Raw genomic sequence first — 14,567 nt, 5'->3', positions numbered from 1 at the left:
AAAAAGTCAAATCGTTATTTTAAGTTCGTTCTGGGTATTGAAAAGTTAGAAAAATCTTAAGTTGCTACTCTGTAGCGAGAACAACTATATATGCGCTATATCTTCACAATGTGGATCAGTCCTCGACAGATGCCGTCGGAGAATATTCCTGAAGCGTCTGAGTGGCCAATTAATCCCGTGGTAAACACGTCAAGTCGTATTGGAGTGTTGCTGATATCCTCTGGGAAAATGATTTCATGTTGACTTGTAATCGAGAAAATCCCCTCTGTGACATCAACACTTCTAGAAACTACCGTTATTTCGTGCCCTTTATCCGATATCAGCTTGACTGAGAACTGTGTGGAGCCAGGATGGTTAGCTGTCGTAAAACCGGCTTCATAGCGCTTCTGGCAGAAATCTAACTTGTTGGTGTTTATATCTACGAGAGATATCCCGGAGAAGTCTATGTTGTAGTTGTCAAAATCGGTGTTTTTTATAATCGCTATAGCCGGTGTATTGATGTTTACTATCAATAAAACGCTGGTGATTATTGGGAGAACTGATCTCATCGTCTTTGCTCTACCTTGAGTAGTGAATTAAAGTAGAAGTAAGAATTGAATTGTTACTTAGATTATTTTAGCTTCCATTAAGATAGTTAAAGTAATTTTCCATATCTTTGAGAGTATACCTCTGATTAATTTGTCAGAAAATCCTCCGTTTTTCTTGCGACTAGGTCAAGCCCAGAAATCCTTACGTCACTTAGCAAGAAAACCCGTTGCAAAAAACATCGCAAGATTGCATCCTGTTCAAGGTCTTTTCTGACAGATAGGGCGGGCTCATGCTCATCGGGTATGCACGAGTGTCTAAATCGGATGGAAGTCAACTGCTGGATCTACAGCGTGACGCGCTGGTTGGTGCTGGCGTTGAGGTCGAGCGGATCTATGAGGACAAGGCCTCCGGAAGGCGCGATGATCGCCCCGGATTGACCTCTTGCCTGAAGGCACTGCAGCCCGGTAATACCCTTGTCGTCTGGAAGCTGGATCGTCTTGGGCGCGACTTAAAGCACCTCGTTTCTACGGTAGATGAGCTCAGAGAACGTGGTGTTGGGTTTAAGGTTCTTGGTGGAGCTGGCGCAGAGATTGATACCACCACCGCAAACGGGCGCTTGATCTTTGGCATATTTGCTTCGCTGGCTGAGTTCGAGCGCGAGCTGATTGCAGAACGAACCAAAGCGGGACTGGCTGCTGCAAGAGCGCGCGGGCGACGTGGAGGACGCCCCAGGAAAATGGACGTGCAAATGCTTCGGATGGCGATGAGAGCCATGGCCAATCGGGACACAAAACCAGCAGATCTGGCTCGCCGCCTCGGGATCACGACAACGACACTCTATATGTATCTGAATGGGGATGGTTCGGTGAAAGCCCCCGGTCAAGCTCTTTGAAAGCGGCTACGCAATGAGTCGCGGCGGGGGTATACCAGCAGAGGCGCTACTTGATTTGCGCCGCCGATTGGATCAGTTGCCGCCCCGCCATCCCGAACGAAAATCAATTATTGAGAGCACCGTCCAGTTCTATGGGCTGTCGAGGGCAAGTGTATACCGCGCCCTTCAAGGCCAGTTGCGCCCGCAAGGGGTGCGTCGTACCGACCATGGCTCCCCAAGGAAAATCCCACGTGTTGAGATGGAGCGGTACTGCGAGATCATTGCTGCTTTAAAAATACGCACCTCCAACAAAAAGGGACGTCATGTTTCAACTGTCCGCGCCATCGAGCTAATTGAAACAACAGGGATTGAGACACCAAAGGGTCTGGTTCAAGCTCCCAAAGGCCTGTTGAGCAAAGCAACGGTCAACCGGTATCTGAAGCTGTGGGGCTATGACCACGCCCGCATGACAAGAGCCCCAGCGGCTGTGCGTTTTGAAGCCAAATCTAGCAATGCACTGTGGCAGTTCGATATCAGTCCGTCAGATCTAAAGGAAATTGAAAAGCCATCCTGGATTGACCCACATCGCAAAGGAACGCCCACGCTGATGCTCTTCAGCGTGGTAGATGATCGCAGCGGTACGTCTTATCAGGAATATCGCTGTGTCTATGGTGAGGATGTTGAAAGCGGTTTGCGATTTCTGTTCAATGCCATGGCCCCAAAAGAAGGCGACGGCCCGGCCTTACAAGGAATTCCCGAAGCGCTTTATCTGGATAATGGACCGATTGCTAAAAGCGGTATCTTTGCAACAGTCATGGAGCGGCTTGGGGTCCTTGTGATGCCGCATATGCCAGCAGGAAGTGATGGCCGCCGGACAACCGCGCGGTCAAAGGGAAAGGTCGAGCGACCCTTTCGAACCGTTAAAGAAGCACACGAAACCCTGTATCACTTCCATAAACCGGCGACTGAGGCCGAAGCCAACAGTTGGCTTGCCCGCTTCATTGACCGCTACAACGCCCAGCCTCACAGGCGGGAACCCCACAGCCGGATTGAGGACTGGGTGAAGAACCTGCCCGATGCTGGGATACGGCAAATGTGCTCCTGGGAACGGTTCTGTACCTTTGCCCGCGAACCAGAGACCCGCAAGGTTGCTGGAGATGCTCGCATACAGGTGGGTGGAGCCTTTTATGAAGTTGATCCCGATCTTGCCGGTGAAAGAGTAACACTCTGGTGGGGGCTCTTCGACAATGAGCTGTTTGTCGAGTTTGGCACACAGCGATATGGGCCTTACAAACCTTCTGGTGGCCCTATTCCGCTGCACCGCTATAGGAAGCCACGGAAAACGGCCTCACAAAAGCGAGCGGATCGCATCGGGGCTTTGGCAGAGAACATATCTGTTCCAAAAGCTGCGCTCACTGGAATGGAAGATGATGAGCTCTTTCATGAGAACGTTGTCCAGTTACACAGCCAGCCGTTTGTTGACCCAGACCCGTATGGACAACTTGCCTATTCTAACCGCCTGGATGCCCTCAAGGGTATATCCGAAATGCTGCAAAAACCGCTGTCCAGACTTAGCCAGGATGACCTTGCCTTCGTCAATGCGCTCGTTGAGCGCACGCTCGACAAGGCCTTGATCAAAAACGATATCAGTGCCCGGTTCTCTTTTGTGCGGTTGCGATCTAGCAAGGAGATACCGGAATGCTAAGTGCAGAAATTATGGATCATTACCAACTGACACAAGACTGGCGTCATGCTGGGTTCTTTGAAACCCAGAACCATTTGCAAATCGGTAAAGCGGTACGATCTAGTTTGGGAGCTGGCAGACTGATTGCAATCACCGGTCCCATCGGAATCGGCAAGACAGTGTTCTTACAGCGTCTTCAGGATGAGATTGCCAAGGAACGGAAGGTGATTGTGGCGGAGAGCTTGTCAGTCGATAAAGCACGTACCACTATTCCAACGCTGATTGCGGCTTTGTTTTATGATCTATCACGAGAGAAAACTCCCAAAATACCAACACAAGGCGAGAAACGTGAGCGCGAGCTGCGAAAACTGGTTGCCCGATCTGGAAAACCCGTTGCTCTGTTCATCGATGAAGCCCATGACCTGCATGGGAAGACATTGATTGGCCTGAAACGCTTGATGGAAGTTATCGCCCGTGGCGGCGGAACACTCTCCGTCGTTCTGGTTGGCCATCCTAAACTGCGCAACGACTTGCGCCGCCCAACCATGGAGGAAATTGGGCACCGCACTGATGTCTTGCCTTTTGAAGGGTTAGGTGAGGACGCGCGCGCATATCTGGATTGGTTGCTCAAGGCGTGCGTTGAAGAGCATGCGGATATTGATACGCTTATCGAACCTGAGGCTCTAGACCACTTGGCCAACCGTTTAAACACACCGCTCCAGTTTGCTGAATATCTGGACAGGGCCTTTGAAGCTGGGTTCCGCCTTGGTCAAAAGCCAATCACCCTTGACATAGTAACTTCGACACTGGCTCCCGATTTTAATGACCTGGAGCCACGGCTTACGCGGCAGGGATATTCGGTCAAAGTGCTGGCCGATCAGTTCCACGCCCGGCAAGGCGAAATCCGTAACTTCCTCAATGGCCAGCTGGATAATTCGAGGACACGAGAACTTGCTGACAAGATGCGGGCAGCCGGTCTTGCGTTGTAAGCCTTCATTCTCTGGGAGATGAACTCAGTCTCAGCAATGTGAGCCTGTCTCACGTAGTTTGAGCTCAGTCTCAGTTAATCTGAGCCCAACTGGAATTAGAGTCTCAATTAATTTGAGCCGAAAATCGGGATAATCTCAAGTCCGCCACATTTTGATCTCAAGTCCCTACAATTACAGATGGGTCCAGAGGTATGCACTGGATATGGAAAAGCGACTGCGTTGGCGATGGCGATGGCGATGGCGTCGTCTATTCTCCTGCAATTGGAGGTACGACGAAAACTACATAAAGGCTCACGGAAAATGGGCCTATCTCTACCGGACCGTAGACAAGTTCGACAAAACTATCGGCTTTTATCCCTCTCCCACTCGCAATGCCAAAACTGCCAAGAGGTTTCCTGGCAGTTTTGAGATGAACAGCCCCACTTGAGATGAGGTTTATTACTGTGAAATCAGCTGAGCAACAAACTCAATCCATTCTTTTGAAAACACGTGAATTATTCATATCTCAACGCACCCAGACAATTAACACGTTGCATGGGTACCTTGCTGAGTACGGGATTGTGGCTCCTCAAGGACCAACTCACTTAAGAAAGCTTGAAGCTCAGATGTTGGATGAACATGAAACCGACTTGCCATTGACCATGCGCAACATGTGCATAAAGCTCTTTGACCATCTGCATTTACTAGATTGGCAGATTGATGATCTGATATCGCGTATTGAAGCATCGGCAAAACAAGATGCAACAGCAGGGCGATTGATGACCATCCCAGGTATTGGACCGATGTGTGCAATGGCTGTGGTAACCCTTGCACCACCGCGTGAGAGCTTTCGTAAAGGGCGAGATTTCGCAGCTTGGGTCGGCCTGCCCTAAATCGGCCTAAATACTAGCATTATCCGATACTAAAGGTAGTCAAAACATCCTGATCGGGATCTTTAAGGCAGATCTCGGGGTGTTATTCTTAATTACGTCCCGATCGGGATCTTTTCTTCCCAATAATGCTCCGCTGTGATAATATCATCCCGAAAGGGACGAAAATGGCCGATGTATCCGATACGAACTCGATAGGTAAGCTGATCCGCGAAGCACGCAAACAGCAAAATCTGACACAAGAGCAGCTTGCTGCTTTGTCTGGCGTAGGCCCGCGTTTTCTGCGCGAATTGGAACACGGCAAGGAAACCAGCCGGATCGGATTGGTTTTTGCGGTTCTCGAGACACTTGGCTTGAGCGTTCAAATCACTGGGAGGGGAGAGGGTATATGAGCCGAACTCTGGATGTCTATCTCCACGAAACTCTCGCAGGAACGTTGGAGCAAAGTCCGGAGGGCACACTTCGGTTTACATATGATCCCGACTATCTACAGATCTCAGGGCCAGTTATCTCCGTTAGTATGCCGCTGCGCGAACAGCCTTACGATGATTTTGTCGCTCGCCCATTTTTTCTGGTCTTTTACCGGATGAGCGCGCACGCAGGCGACTGGCAGCTGCTCTGGGCGTATCAGAGCAAAACGCTTTCGGCCTTTTGGAGATTATTGGCGGAGAGTGCGCTGGAGCACTTTCACTCATCCCACAGGGCCAGTCACTTCCAGAGTTTTTGATTGAAGAGGCCGAGACCCTCAGCTCTGAGCAGCTCACTGACGTGCTGCATATTTTACGAGATCGACCGTTGTTGGGAGGAGAGCAGGGGATCCGTCTGTCTTTGGCTGGAGCACAAGATAAACTGGCTGTTGCTGTGCAGGATGGCCAAATCATTTTGCCCCGAGATGGTCGCCCAACGACCCATATTCTCAAGCCATTCATTGAAGGCCTGGACGGCACGGTTGAGAACGAATTGTTCTGTATGACCTTGGCACGCCGTCTAGGTTTTGACGCACCCAAAGTCACCCGAGGGCTTGCCGGCGATACACCTTACATTTTGGTCGAACGTTACGATCGCAAGTATCAATCAGATGGCACTATCCAAAAGCTTCACCAGGAAGATTTTTGCCAGGCACTGAGCATTGCTCCTGAGCTGAAGTACGAGCAAGAAGGCGGTCCGGGTACTGCAAAAGCTCAGGCACTCATCCAGGCGCATACGCGTCGGCCTGCAGCTGGTCGGCTCACATTCCAACGCTTGCTGATCTACCACTACCTGGTGGGAAATGCAGATGCTCACGCGAAAAACTATGCACTTTTGTATAGTACGTCGACGCCTGATCTTGCACCACTTTATGATGTGATCTGTACAACGGCTTATCCGCGTCTGGCCAAGAAAATGGCAATGAAAATTGGAGGCCGGGATAAAGCTGATACACTTCAGCTAAAGAACTGGCAGGCCTTGGTCCCGGAAACCAGAGCTGCACAAAAACTACTGAGCTCAGAACTGAGCAAGCTCACACAAAAGATCAATCCTGCCGCAACAGAATTGATGAGCGAACTGTCAGAAAATGGGATTACACACCCGATCTTATCCCGAGTTCATAAAATTATCGAAACCCGAAGTCGGTTGCTGCAAGAGCAAATCCTAAAAGCTTAACAGTAGTAAAAGCGGCATTATGGGTATATCTTGGTGAGCGTCCTCCGTGTGCGGACGGACGCAGCAAAGCATATAAATGAACCTCATTTAACAACAATGGGCTGCAGCTCCTGACCCCGATCCGCAGCTGCGCGCAAACACAATTGCAACTTGCATGCCAGGTTAAAGAAGAATTCACAAATCCCCCCTTTCACCCCTATGAAAAGGCTTGGTAAAGTAATTTAACGGTGCTCTTAAGAGGAGTGAAGATGCAGAACTACGAGAAATATTCTGCCGCGTCAATTAAGCCACTTTGGTCAGATTTCGGCCAATAATGGCCAGCTATTGATACATCAAGGGAAATTGGGACGTGAACTCCAGAACAAGAGGCTTTCAGAGCTAGAGTGGAGCCTTAGAAAGCTCCAGGCATCCCTTAATCCCTCAGGCACAGTCTTTGATGAAAGCGAGAAAATATCTGGTTGGGGCTCTTATAGGCCCAACTGGACCGAGCGTGCATATTTGGACGTTACGAAGAACAATTAGAGAACAATGGCCTGTATCTTTAGCCTAGCCTCTTAAGTGTTAGAACCTGCAATCATAAGCTCAAACCCAGATTACGTGCGATTTCAAGGCAGGAAAATCGTTGGTTCTCAGAAGCTCTTTTCGCGTGGTTAGGGGCATGTTCAGGATACGTGTAACCGATTCTATTTATCTCCTGAAACTGCTTGTTTCCACTGGAATGGAGATGAAAAAGAGGCAAAAAACCTCTTCGATTTTCGGATTTTTTGCGGTTTTCCCAATTTTTGAGATACTCTTAACGTGAATTAACCCTTTCTTTATTGATTTTACCAGATTGTAGGTGAATGTTGAGAAACAGCATTGTTGCCATTGCGATCTGGAAATTGATTTATGAACACTGAGATTGATCACGACTCCAACATTTTGAAGCACATGCGTGCTGATCATGAGGCGCTGCAAGGTGTTTTGGCAAGCATGTCGGAAGTTTATTTCCTCCTGCTGCCATTAAGACCTTAAAACGGTTTTCGACTGTTCAAGCTGCCAGCTGGGTTGGGGTATCTCGTGCTCATTTCAATAACCATGCTGACGAGTTAGGCCTCACTCCCGAGCTGGTAGGTAAGTCTAAACAACGATTTTATACGCTCGCGGACATTAATGCGGTACGGCAGCATCTTGCGCAGAAGACAACGAGTGACGAAAAGGCGCGCCTCTACGATCCTCGTCGTAGAGGTGATGAAGAGCTTGCAGTTATTTCCTGCGTAAACTTCAAAGGTGGCTCTGCTAAGTCCACAACAGCAGTTCACTTTGCTCAATATCTCGCATTAAAAGGCTATCGAGTTCTCTTAGCAGATCTCGATCCGCAGGGATCTACCAGTGGAATGATGGGTATCGTTCCGGAACGTGTTACACATGATCAAAGCCTTTATGCAGCTATTCGGTATGACAACCCTCGCCCTATGTCTGAAGTTGCGCAAAAGACCTACTTTGAAAACTTAGATATCGTACCGAGTGGTTTGTGGGTCGCTGATTGGGAGTTTGATGCTCCACGCGTGACGACTTCAACGATGGAAGAAGAGCGCGAAATGCGCCTTCGTTTAGCTGAGTTGGAGAACAGTCTGGCTTCTGGCAACTTGCCGCGATCAGAGTTTGAACGCCTGTCTCAAGAAGTTGATAGTCTGAGAGTAAAGATGCGAGGGATGTCACTTCAAAGGCTATATTTCTTGCGCCTTCAGGCTGCGTTGACTGACGTTCAAGATCAGTATGATGTTGTGGTTTGCGATACAGCTCCAAACCTAGGTTATCTATCGAATGCTGCTATTGGAGCCTCTAATCATTTGCTCCTCACTATCCAGCCACAAATGCTAGATTGTGAATCCATGGCCCAGTATTTGATGACCTCTATTACTCACCAAGAACAGTACGAAGCGGCGATCAAGCGAGCTTTAGGGTCAGAGTACATCACGGATAAAACGCTGCACTATTTGATCACTCGCTTCAACACAGCGAGTACGCCACAAAATGACGTTTCGAAAATTCTCCGCACCTATCTGAAGAACGTGCTGGACCATTCAATGGTTAATACGACTGCAGTTGAGGAAGCCAGAACCCGTCAGCTAACACTTTATGAATCTGATCGAAATCAGTTCAATCCAAAGACATACGACCGTGCAATCGAGTTCATGAATCAAGCAAATGCTGAAATTGAAAAAATCATTTTGCGCGGATGGGGTAGACTATGACAACTAAGCGTAGTGAAAGCAGAAAGCTGTTGAACTCCATTATCAGTGGAGATGTGTCAAAACCGACAAATCCCAGCCCCGCACCAAGCGAAAGCACTAAGACTAAAGTCAGTAGAACCAGCCCATTAGGCTTGATGACAGATGCTCTTTCAGAGGTTGGCAGGACTAGTGGTGTTGTTAGTCGAGATCAGGTTCAAAGCATTGATCCCCACAAGTGTATCCCATCTATTGTTCAAGACCGGTTACCCTCCGATCATGACGAAGACTTTGAACAGCTTAAAGCGTCTATCAAACAAGATGGTCAACAAGTAGCTGTTTTGGTCCGTCCTGTAATGGGAGAACCGGACAAGTTTCAGATTGCTTACGGTCATCGTCGTTGGAAAGCATGTCTTGAGCTAGATGTCATGCTTAAGGCTGTTGTCCAGGATCTGTCCAACGAACAACTAGTAATAGCGCAGGGTCAAGAGAACCATGAGAGAAAGAACCTCTCATTCATTGAGACAGCATTGTTTGCAGCGAGGCTAAAGGTAGACTATCCGTCTGAGGTAGTTATTCGTGCTATTGGCGCTAGATCCAAGGGAACGCTTAGCAACTACCTAAAAGTTCCAAGCCTTGTTCCTGCAGACGTTATTGAAGCTATCGGCCCTGCTCCCAAAATTGGCCGTCCAAGTTGGATGAAGTTGGGGGAACTAATAGATCAAAATCCTGCCCATGCTGGAAAGCTGGCAAAGTTACTGAATCCTATCAAGAGCTCTACGCAATGGCGTAATGGTGATAGCGATGAACGCTTTCGGCTGGTGTTAAAAGCTGCTCAGAACAATCTCGCGGGAAAAAAGCGTCCGACTAAAAAAGAGCCATCTACCCTCCTCTTCTCTGGTGGCGATTTAGCGGAATATTCGAACACTGCCAAGGGAGCTTCCTTCGTTTGGAAGGGAAAGTTCGGGCAGGAGTTTGGTGAATACCTGATCGATCAGCTTCCGGATCTGGTGAAAAGATTTGATGAGCTGAAGAAAGAGGAAACATGATCTAGAAAAGAGAAAGGCCTGCACTAGGCAGGCCCAAATCAAATTCAAAACGCAATCAGCGCTTCGAAGTTATGTAGCAATTTCTTTGTAGAGCGTTCGAGGAAAATATACAACCCCACTTTTTAAGTGGAGGAATGATTTTCTGCGCCGTTTTGAGCTAAAACTAACATGCAATAATCTGCAGTATTCTGCGGAAAAGGCTTGCTATGCTCGCTCAATCCATCGCCTCATTTAGGCAAATCAACCCAGCCATCATTGCTAGTCAACGTTTAGCTAGTGAACCGCTGAATGAAAGTGTGACTAAGAAAGATCTGGCTATGACACTCAAGCGAGTTGCACCAGCTCTTAAGATCTCTGGAAGCACTTATCATATCTTAGATATTCTGCTTGGATTGGTACGAGAAGCCGATCTGAAAGCGGGTAAGAAGCCTATGGTAGCGATCTCGAATGAAAAGCTTGCTGAGTATACTATGCGCTCTACTCGCACGGTCAGTAGGTGTATCAAGCGCTTGGTAGAAGCAGGTATCCTAGCATATGCGGATAGTCCAAATGGTCGTAGGTTTGTTTGTCGAGACCAGAGCGGAGCAATTGATTATGGGTTCGGCCTGGATCTCACCCCAGCGTGCAACAATCTCCTTGAGTTTGAAGGCATAGCAACTGCGTTTCAAGAGCGTTTGAAGCTTGAAAAGCAGGCAAGACGCTTGATTACATCAAGAACACGGGCTGCTAAAGATTTGGCCGATCTGATTGGTAAAGAGGCGGTTCCATTTATCAGGAAGCTGGAGGATGTAATGTGTCAGCAACTTGATGTGTTTGCGAGAGCACAAGTGGTTGATGCAATTTATGAACAGATGCTTATTATTGAAGCTAATATGTCATCCGAGGGTGACACTAATGGCGTCGCTATATCTAATACAACACCATCACATCGTGAAAAAATAGTAATAGATAAGCGGCACGGCTCTAACGAGCCACACTTAGAATTAAAAACTGACAACACTTGCTTACGCAATGTTGAAATGGCTTTTGAAAAAAGCCTGAGGTGCCTGCTGCTGGCAAGCAAGCAAATTCAGACAATTTAAGAACGTCCTTCAAAACTAATGAACTTAACCAACTGCCTTCAACAAACCTTTCAGGTGTATCAATTGGGCTTCTTGATAGCGCCTGTTCAGATGTCAAAGAAACATTGCAACTCGAACTTTCAAGTTGGAGTGGCTTGTTAGAGCGCACCGAGGATCTGAGACATTTGATTGGTTTGTCTGAAGCTGCTTGGCAATCTGCGTGTGTTTCCCAAGGAAGGCATTTGTCAGCGGCTTGCCTTGTTGTTGTTGCCGAAAAAGCTTTGAGAGATCCGGACGCAATTGCTCGCCCAGGAGGGTATTTCCGCGCAATGATCGACAGAGCTAACGATGGGAAATTGCATCTCCAAAAATCCGTTTTTGGACTCGCTAGTGGTGCATAATAATGTGAAAAATTGTAACCTACTGAATTATATGCGTTATTTGACAGAAGTTCACAACTGTGAACTTTTGAGGGATTGGTGAACTGAAATTGAGCTGATTTTCATGGTTGCTTTGATGTGTTTTGGAAAAGTTTATCCCCTGCCCCGTTGCTAGCTTAAGGGGCTTTGCCCCATCACTGGCGCAAGGACTAAAGCCGCTTCGCGGTCTCCAGGCCGGTCTCCCCATCCTTCCTTAGCTTTGCTTGTGCCGGCAGACCGGCACCGCAAACCTGCGTGCAGGACTCGACCTGCAGCTGCAGGTCGGCTTTCGCGCACACGCGCTCAAGTGGGTGATACCCCTCCGGCCTTCCGATCCTTGCACCGCTCCCCCGCTGTCTTCGACAAGAAGAAAGAAACGGGTTTTAGGGGTGCAGAATGCCAACCATCGTGAATACCAAAGTGAGCCTGAACAAGGGCCGCAAAAGGGTCTGGATTGAAGGCGAAAAACTAAGACGCGAAGGCATCGAAGCTGGACAGTACTATGATCTGACAGTCGAGGGAGAGCAGCTTGTTCTTACCATTAATGACTTCGGAGCTCGGAAAGTAAGCCGCCGCAAAAAGGGAGCATCATCAATCCTGTCATCGATCTGACTGCCTCTGAAGTTGCTGAGCTATTCTCTGACGCACAGATGATCAGGGTTGTAATCAAGGATCAACAGATCACTATCTGCGCCCATCATAAAGACAAGCGCATTGAAGAGCGTGTCTCTCGCTTGATGCATAAACTAAACAACAAGGAGCCATTGGATGTTTGCTCCCTCTTTCATGGCGGTGGTGTTCTTGATGCTGCAATCCATGACGGCTTAGAGCAAACGGGACTTAAGAGCTGCCTTGCTGTTGCGGTAGAAATTGAACCAGAATATCTGGCAAGCTCAATGAGAAACAACACCTTCTGGGATAGCAAAAGCATTGCTATTGAAGGTCCGATTGAAGCCGTGAATCTTGGCAAGTCCCCTGCCCCAGCTTCGATACTTCTCGCTGGTTTGCCATGCACTGGCGCAAGCAAATCAGGCCGAGCGAAAAACAAGCTTCAGTTTGCTGAAAGTCATGATACCGCCGGTGCAATGTTTTTTCATTTTCTCCAATTCGTTCAAGCTGTGAATCCAACCATAATCATAATAGAACAGGTGCCTGAATTTTCCGGTACTGCAAGCATGGCCGTCATTCGTTCAGTCCTTGGATCTCTTGGTTACAACCTCTCTGAACGTGTTTTTGAAGGAAATGAGTTTGGTGCCTTGGAAGCTCGCAAACGCCTTTGTGTGGTTGCTATGACAGAAGGCCTTGAGCTTCTGGATCTGGACAGTGTTGAGCCAATGTTTCAAAAGCCAGCAACCCTCAATGAGATCTTAGAGCCGATCCCTTCTGATAGTGAGCGTTGGAAGGATCTTGATTACTTGGCAAAAAAAGAAGTCCGCGATATGGCTGCAGGGAAAGGCTTCAAGCGACAGCTCTTGAATGCAAGTGCTGAAGCTTGTGGAACCATTGGCCGAGGCTATGCCAAATACCGCAGCACTGAACCCTTCCTGAAGCACCCAACCGATGAGAAGCTGTCTCGACTGTTTACTCCATTGGAACACGCACGAGTAAAGGGCATCCCAGAAAAGATGATTGAGGGCCTGTCATCAACAACAGCTCACGAGGTGCTTGGACAGTCTATCATCTTTCCGGTGTTTCAGGCCGTTGCTGCCTATCTGGGGAAGACACTGCTACGCCAATTTGGGACCCCATACGAACAGCTTCCACTAGCGGCATAGATCCCAACCCGTTCTAAATTTTTTGAGGTCAGCTAATAGCTGGCCTTTCTTTTTGTCTTCTAAAGCTCTTTCAGATTTGTGCTGCGCCCGCGCCGGTAAAGGCGACCTGCAAGCAGGCATCCAGCCCACCTTCATCCACTCGCTTTGCTCGTTCCTTGCAGCTGGTTCCCTTCGGTCCGGATGACCTTGACCGGCACTCCGGCCTTTCGTGACAGCAAGAATGAAAACCACATTCAGATGGAGATCCGGATGACCTGTCAGCCTCACAGCTTTGATGATCAGTTCGTGATACCAGCATTGCAAGCGCAGTTGGATTTATTCAGACCCTCAGACGACAACTACAATGTTTATTACTCCGCACCGGTCGTGGATCTGGATGACTATGACAACATCATTGTTTGCATGTCTGGAGGTAAAGATAGCATTGCCTGTCTGCTGCAGCTCCTTGATCTTGGGGCGGATAAGTCCAAAATTGAACTCTGGCATCATGATGTTGATGGAGCAGAAGGCTCCACGCTCATGGACTGGAGCTTTATGCGCGACTACAACAGGCATCTGGCACGGGCGTTCAACTTGCCAGTTTACTTCTCGTGGCTTGAGGGTGGCTTCGAAACTGAGATGTTAAAGCAAGATAGCTTCAGTAAGCCGCATAAGGTTGAGACACCAGCAGGACTGATCACACTATCCAGGAACACCAAGAGAGCGAAGCCTGCTACCCGTCGCCGCTTTCCGCAAGTTGGCGCGGATCTTAAAACCCGATGGTGTTCAAGTGTGCTGAAGATTGATGTTGGCAGACGAGCTTTGACCAATCAGCAGCGTTTCAATGACAAGAAGGTACTGTTCATCACTGGAGAGCGAAGAGAAGAGTCTGCGAACCGCTCAAAATACAATCAGTTTGAACCGCATACCAACCTCAAACAATGTTCGCCAAGTCGATGCGTGGCGACCAGTGCTGCACTGGACAGAGGAGCAGATCTGGGATGCGCTTCCAGCGTCATAGCGTACTTGCTCCCGTTCCGTATCGTCTCGGCTGGAGCCGGTCATCATGCATGACATGCATCTTCAATGGCGCTCGGATCTGGGCAACCATCAAAGAGCACTTTCCAGACCGCCTTGAAGCGATAGCAGCTTATGAGCAGATGTTTGGTACTACGATTTCACGGCAGGGTTTGAACGTGCTGGAGCTGGCAAGCAAAGCGAGGCCGATCAAGATTGAAGATGCTGAAGCTTTGAAGCAGGCTTTGAGTGAACGTTATGAGCTACCAGTTTTTGCAGCTGAAGCCGAAGGGCAGGGGTGGAGCTTTACCTGCAGGGGCTTATGGGAAAGAGGGCTGCGGAGCTTCATGACTCTCACGTGAAGAGTCTGCTTTTCCCGTTGTGAAAGACTCGGTTATTTTATAGACTGCAGATAAGCAGAAGGCGCCCTGACTGCTCAGGGCGCCCACTACTAGAAGCAACTTATCTT

General features: G+C 48.6%; 13 protein-coding genes and 3 pseudogenes. 15 read left to right on the top strand and 1 reads right to left on the bottom strand.

Going from position 1 to position 14,567, the window contains the following annotated elements; all coding sequences use genetic code 11:
* Window positions 1-95: 95 nt before the first annotated feature.
* Window positions 96-548, bottom strand: a complete 453-nt coding sequence (locus tag QT397_02550; protein ID WNZ54035.1) for a hypothetical protein — start codon at window positions 546-548, stop codon at window positions 96-98.
* A 269-nt stretch (window positions 549-817) separates the two neighbouring features.
* On the opposite strand from QT397_02550, the gene QT397_02545 reads away from it, so the two are divergent.
* The 15 genes and pseudogenes from QT397_02545 to QT397_02475 all read left to right on the top strand — a co-directional run bounded on the left by QT397_02545 (window position 818) and on the right by QT397_02475 (window position 14,449).
* On the top strand, window positions 818-1,420 hold the full coding sequence (locus tag QT397_02545) for a recombinase family protein (protein ID WNZ54034.1): 603 nt from the start codon (window positions 818-820) through the stop codon (window positions 1,418-1,420).
* Between the two features lie 31 nt (window positions 1,421-1,451).
* On the top strand, window positions 1,452-3,104 hold the full coding sequence (locus QT397_02540; GenBank protein WNZ54092.1) for an IS481 family transposase: 1,653 nt from the start codon (window positions 1,452-1,454) through the stop codon (window positions 3,102-3,104).
* Window positions 3,098-4,072, top strand: coding sequence for an AAA family ATPase (locus QT397_02535; protein WNZ54033.1), 975 nt, complete (start codon window positions 3,098-3,100; stop codon window positions 4,070-4,072). The genes QT397_02540 and QT397_02535 overlap by 7 nt, the downstream gene beginning before the upstream one ends.
* A 172-nt stretch (window positions 4,073-4,244) precedes the next feature.
* Window positions 4,245-4,472, top strand: a pseudogene (locus QT397_02530) (DDE-type integrase/transposase/recombinase).
* Between the two features lie 43 nt (window positions 4,473-4,515).
* Entirely contained in the window at window positions 4,516-4,944 is a 429-nt protein-coding gene (locus QT397_02525; protein WNZ54032.1) for a transposase, read from the top strand.
* Between the two features lie 164 nt (window positions 4,945-5,108).
* Window positions 5,109-5,333 (top strand): type II toxin-antitoxin system Y4mF family antitoxin, encoded by a 225-nt coding sequence (locus QT397_02520; protein ID WNZ54031.1) that lies wholly within the window; start codon window positions 5,109-5,111, stop codon window positions 5,331-5,333.
* Window positions 5,330-6,585 (top strand): annotated as a pseudogene (locus tag QT397_02515) (type II toxin-antitoxin system HipA family toxin). The gene QT397_02520 and the pseudogene QT397_02515 overlap by 4 nt, the downstream one beginning before the upstream one ends.
* An 888-nt stretch (window positions 6,586-7,473) precedes the next feature.
* Window positions 7,474-7,599 (top strand): hypothetical protein, encoded by a 126-nt coding sequence (locus tag QT397_02510; GenBank protein WNZ54030.1) that lies wholly within the window; start codon window positions 7,474-7,476, stop codon window positions 7,597-7,599.
* A gap of 233 nt (window positions 7,600-7,832) precedes the next feature.
* The gene (locus tag QT397_02505) at window positions 7,833-8,822 is read left to right on the top strand and encodes an AAA family ATPase (GenBank protein ID WNZ54091.1); all 990 of its coding nucleotides are present in this window, start codon (window positions 7,833-7,835) and stop codon (window positions 8,820-8,822) included.
* Entirely contained in the window at window positions 8,819-9,847 is a 1,029-nt protein-coding gene (repB, locus tag QT397_02500) for a plasmid partitioning protein RepB (GenBank protein WNZ54029.1), read from the top strand. Before QT397_02505 ends, repB begins: the two co-directional genes overlap by 4 nt.
* Window positions 9,848-10,053: 206 nt before the next feature.
* Complete coding sequence (gene repC, locus QT397_02495; protein WNZ54028.1) at window positions 10,054-10,929, top strand: plasmid replication protein RepC; 876 nt, start codon at window positions 10,054-10,056, stop codon at window positions 10,927-10,929.
* Window positions 10,890-11,309, top strand: coding sequence for a replication initiation protein RepC (gene repC, locus QT397_02490; protein ID WNZ54027.1), 420 nt, complete (start codon window positions 10,890-10,892; stop codon window positions 11,307-11,309). The genes repC (QT397_02495) and repC (QT397_02490) overlap by 40 nt, the downstream gene beginning before the upstream one ends.
* Window positions 11,310-11,723: 414 nt before the next feature.
* Window positions 11,724-11,939 carry a hypothetical protein gene (locus QT397_02485; protein ID WNZ54026.1) on the top strand — a complete coding sequence of 72 codons (216 nt, stop codon included), beginning with the start codon at window positions 11,724-11,726 and terminating at the stop codon, window positions 11,937-11,939.
* Window positions 11,940-11,977: 38 nt separating this feature from the next.
* Window positions 11,978-13,102, top strand: coding sequence for a DNA cytosine methyltransferase (locus tag QT397_02480; GenBank protein WNZ54025.1), 1,125 nt, complete (start codon window positions 11,978-11,980; stop codon window positions 13,100-13,102).
* A gap of 249 nt (window positions 13,103-13,351) precedes the next feature.
* A pseudogene (locus QT397_02475) lies at window positions 13,352-14,449 on the top strand (phosphoadenosine phosphosulfate reductase family protein).
* The last annotated feature ends 118 nt before the right edge of the window (window positions 14,450-14,567 follow it).

It is taken from the genome of Microbulbifer sp. MKSA007, assembly GCA_032615215.1.
In the GTDB taxonomy this organism is placed as follows: Bacteria; Pseudomonadota; Gammaproteobacteria; order Pseudomonadales; family Cellvibrionaceae; genus Microbulbifer.
Note: the sequence above shows the minus strand (reverse complement) of the source record. Positions and strands in the feature narration are given on the sequence as shown.

Coding starts and splice junctions, on each gene's coding strand:
- QT397_02520 (WNZ54031.1), top strand. CDS start 5,109: ATGGCCGATGTATCCGATACGAACTCGATAGGTAAGCTGATCCGCGAA.
- QT397_02480 (WNZ54025.1), top strand. CDS start 11,978: ATGATCAGGGTTGTAATCAAGGATCAACAGATCACTATCTGCGCCCAT.
- QT397_02545 (WNZ54034.1), top strand. CDS start 818: ATGCTCATCGGGTATGCACGAGTGTCTAAATCGGATGGAAGTCAACTG.
- QT397_02485 (WNZ54026.1), top strand. CDS start 11,724: ATGCCAACCATCGTGAATACCAAAGTGAGCCTGAACAAGGGCCGCAAA.
- QT397_02510 (WNZ54030.1), top strand. CDS start 7,474: ATGAACACTGAGATTGATCACGACTCCAACATTTTGAAGCACATGCGT.
- QT397_02535 (WNZ54033.1), top strand. CDS start 3,098: ATGCTAAGTGCAGAAATTATGGATCATTACCAACTGACACAAGACTGG.
- repB (WNZ54029.1), top strand. CDS start 8,819: ATGACAACTAAGCGTAGTGAAAGCAGAAAGCTGTTGAACTCCATTATC.
- QT397_02550 (WNZ54035.1), bottom strand. CDS start 548: ATGAGATCAGTTCTCCCAATAATCACCAGCGTTTTATTGATAGTAAAC.
- repC (WNZ54028.1), top strand. CDS start 10,054: ATGCTCGCTCAATCCATCGCCTCATTTAGGCAAATCAACCCAGCCATC.